Source organism: Candidatus Nanopusillus massiliensis (genome assembly GCF_920984865.1).
Map to the genome: position 1 here is coordinate 143372 of NZ_OV100765.1, position 1591 is coordinate 144962.

General features: G+C 24.0%; 3 protein-coding genes and 1 tRNA gene. All 4 read right to left on the reverse strand.

The window, feature by feature from the left end:
- Positions 1-149 precede the first annotated feature (149 nt).
- Complete coding sequence (locus tag LUA84_RS01080) at positions 150-461, reverse strand: YbaK/EbsC family protein (protein WP_231434035.1); 312 nt, start codon at positions 459-461, stop codon at positions 150-152.
- A 246-nt stretch (positions 462-707) separates the two neighbouring features.
- Positions 708-780, reverse strand: a tRNA-Val gene (locus tag LUA84_RS01085).
- 104 nt (positions 781-884) lie between these two features.
- On the reverse strand, positions 885-1115 hold the full coding sequence (locus tag LUA84_RS01090) for a hypothetical protein (RefSeq protein WP_231434036.1): 231 nt from the start codon (positions 1113-1115) through the stop codon (positions 885-887).
- A 142-nt stretch (positions 1116-1257) separates the two neighbouring features.
- Positions 1258-1407: an acylphosphatase gene (locus LUA84_RS01095; RefSeq protein WP_231434037.1), complete on the reverse strand. Its 150-nt coding sequence runs from the start codon at positions 1405-1407 to the stop codon at positions 1258-1260.
- Positions 1408-1591: the final 184 nt, after the last annotated feature.

Below are 1591 nucleotides of genomic sequence, written 5' to 3' on the forward strand. Positions count from 1 at the left end.
CAATACAAATTGCAATGGGGGCTCCAATGATGGTAAAATTATCTAAAGAGGATTTGGAAAGAATAAGATATATTCCTGTAAAAATTGCAGAAATAGAATATGAAAAAGGTGTTTTACCATTAAAGGCAGTTTTTAAGAAAATTAATCCTTTATATCATATACCTCATATTCCATAATTTTAGTAAATCTTTTTTTGAAATTTTTAATAAATAATAATGTGATCCTCCCCCACAATATATTATTTGGTCATTATCTAAATCAATTATACTTTTATCAACAATTGTTTTTATCTTTTGTTTTAAACCTACAGGTGGGACAGAACCAATAGGATATNNAGTAATTTCCTTTACTTCTTTTGCTTTTGCTAATCTTACTTCATTGCAATTAAAATATTTCATTATCTGATTTAAATCAATCGTATGTTTTCCTAATAAAAATGCATAATAAAGGTTTTTTATCACAAATTAATAGAATACTCTTTGCAATAATCAATTCAACCTGTTGTTCAGCATATTTTGAAGAAACAACTGGTTTTTCATATTTAATAATTTGAATGATGTTATACCTAATTTATTCAAATAATTTTCTAAATATTTTTCATCTAATAATTTTTCTTTCATAATTTAAATTAAAAATAAGATATTAATTTATATTTTTGTCTTAAATATAGTTTTTCTATTAATCCAGATATTTTATTAAGAAAAATTGGGGACCGCGGGGATTCGAACCCCGGACCTCCGCCTAGTCAGGGCGGCATCATGACCCCTAGACTACGGTCCCTTATATATTCTTTATTTCTTTTATTGATTTTATTGTATTTTCAATATATCTTCTTATTCTTTTTCTTCTATTAATTATTTTTTTAAATATAGATTCAGCATTTCTTAAGCTTTTTCTATGATCTTCATATACTTCTTCAATGTTTTATCATAATTACTATTGTAATATGTGCTTGTATTTCCAGCAAATGAATTTAAATATTTATATAAGACATCTTCAAATGCAAACATATTTGTATATTCTTTATTAAATCTTTTTATATCTCTATTATCTTTTATTTTTAATTGATAAATATTTTTTAAATTTTTAACAATTTCCTCATATATTTTTTCCAATTCTGTGAAATATTTCTATTTTCATTCTTTTCCATAATTATATAAAAATCTTGGTACTATATAAATTTATCTTATTATTCTAAAATCCTGATAGTTACTAATTTCTATATTTATTATATCAATTTTATCAACTCTAGCCCTTTCAGTGTCCTTGTTTACATAATTCAATCATCTTATTTATATTATCTTCATCCCCCTCAAAAACAGCTTCTACAGTTCCATCAGGATTATTTTTTACATATGCTTTAATATTTAATTTCTTAGCATGTAAAAATACAAAATTCCTAAACAAACACCTTGAACTTTTACATATATAATTACCTTCACAGCTTTCATTCCTTATCATTTATAAATATTTTTAAATATTTAATATTCAATGGAAAGCCGGAATGAGTGAATTTATGATGAAAACTGTATTTATAAAAGATATTTTGAGAGAAGATTTTTTGGGTAAGGAGGTTGATATAAAAGGGTGG